Origin of the sequence: Xenococcus sp. PCC 7305, from assembly GCF_000332055.1 — a bacterium.
GTDB lineage: Bacteria > Cyanobacteriota > Cyanobacteriia > Cyanobacteriales > Xenococcaceae > Xenococcus.
Genome location: NZ_ALVZ01000207.1, coordinates 1 through 1396 on the forward strand (window position 1 = coordinate 1; position 1396 = coordinate 1396).

The following is a 1396-nucleotide window of genomic DNA, read 5'->3' on the forward strand; positions in this document are numbered from 1 at the left end:
TGTTCTGAAATGAACCTCGCTCTACCTATTGCTCTGTATGACATTGAAGCGGGGGTATCTGAGAACATCCCCAAATATAGTGATTTTTTTCGTCAAGAAAGGACAGAAAAGATTTGATGGCTTTGATGACAAGATACTGTCCCTCTATGCCCGAGGAATGACGAACCGTGATATCAAAGAACAGCTACAGGATTTGTATGGTGTGGAGGATTTCCAATGTAACTGAGGCAGTAGAAGCAGAGCGTAAAGCATGGCAGAATCGAACTTTAGATGAGATCTATCCCATAGTTTTCCTGGACGCTTTAGTGGTTAAAGTACGTCATGAAGGAAGAGTAATTAATAAAGCTCTTCATCTAGCATTAGGCGTGAATTTAGAGGGGAAGAAAGAGCTACTGGGAATGTGGATGACCATCAATGAATCGTCCAAATTTTGGCTGAATGTGATGAGCGAATTACAGAATCGTGGTGTTAGAGAGCGTGTTTGAAAAATCATAGAATGAGTCAAGAAAATCAGAAGCAAGTAAAAATACTCATCTATAATAATGCGCCGAAGTTACGATACAGATTTAATGGATGAACAATGGGCCAAAATTTCTAGCTTATACCCAGAAGCAAATTATCTGGGAAGACCCAGGAGCATAGATTTTCGAGAAATCACCAACGCGATACTTTATCTGGTTCGTGCCGGTTGCCCCTGGCGGTTATTACCTCATGATTTTCCCAAATGGCAGACAGTTTATTATTATTTTCGTCGCTGGCAAAAAGAGGGACTGTGGCAAAAAAATTCATGATACTCTCAGGGCAGAAATCAGAGTTCAAGCAGGAAGGAATGTTGAACCCTCAGCAGCGATCGCAGATACCCAATCGATTAAGACAGGGCATCATGGTTTATCGAAAGGCTTTGATGGAGGAAAGCTGATTAAAGGAAGAAAGCGGCACATAATAGTAGACGTTATGGGTTTGCTTCTAGTAATACCAATTCGCGTTCGAAAGTGTAATTTTGATAAGGTACGAAACTGGAATATAAGATGTTTGAAGAATCATGCCCAGAGTCAGTCGAGTTTTACCACACCTCTCAGTAGAAGAAGTGCAGAAAAAGATGAAAACTGCTACCAACTTTCGCCGACAACAGAAGTGGTTTATTATCTACAATGCTTTAGTTGATCCACGTCCAGCAGCTCAAATCGCTTTACATACAGGGACAAGCAAGCGCACCGTACATCAGGTGATTTCAGACTATAATCGTCAAGGAGTCGCAGCGGTCGAGACCCCAGGAACCGGAGGAAGAAGACGTAGTTATCTATCACTAGCTGAAGAACAAGAGTTTCTGGCTCAATTTATAGATTCAGGGAAGAAAGGGCTAATTACCACTATTTCTAAGGTGAAACGAGCTTAT

4 protein-coding genes and 1 pseudogene are annotated in these 1396 nt (G+C 41.5%); all 5 read left to right on the forward strand.

The genetic code is table 11. The annotated features are described in order from the left end of the window. Nucleotides 1-91: 91 nt before the first annotated feature. A pseudogene (locus XEN7305_RS17260) lies at nucleotides 92-476 on the forward strand (transposase); the annotation flags it as partial. Nucleotides 477-542: 66 nt separating this feature from the next. Further along, a complete protein-coding gene (locus XEN7305_RS17265; RefSeq protein WP_006510771.1) occupies nucleotides 543-791 on the forward strand; it encodes an IS5 family transposase in 249 nt (82 codons plus the stop codon). Then, the gene (locus tag XEN7305_RS30050; protein WP_255325069.1) at nucleotides 788-919 is read left to right on the forward strand and encodes a hypothetical protein; all 132 of its coding nucleotides are present in this window, start codon (nucleotides 788-790) and stop codon (nucleotides 917-919) included. Before XEN7305_RS17265 ends, XEN7305_RS30050 begins: the two co-directional genes overlap by 4 nt. Further along, the gene (locus tag XEN7305_RS30385; RefSeq protein WP_369792515.1) at nucleotides 868-1164 is read left to right on the forward strand and encodes a hypothetical protein; all 297 of its coding nucleotides are present in this window, start codon (nucleotides 868-870) and stop codon (nucleotides 1162-1164) included. The genes XEN7305_RS30050 and XEN7305_RS30385 overlap by 52 nt, the downstream gene beginning before the upstream one ends. Then, nucleotides 1100-1396 (forward strand): helix-turn-helix domain-containing protein (locus XEN7305_RS17270; RefSeq protein ID WP_369792514.1); only part of this gene is annotated, 297 nt, incomplete at its 3' end. The genes XEN7305_RS30385 and XEN7305_RS17270, both read left to right, overlap by 65 nt.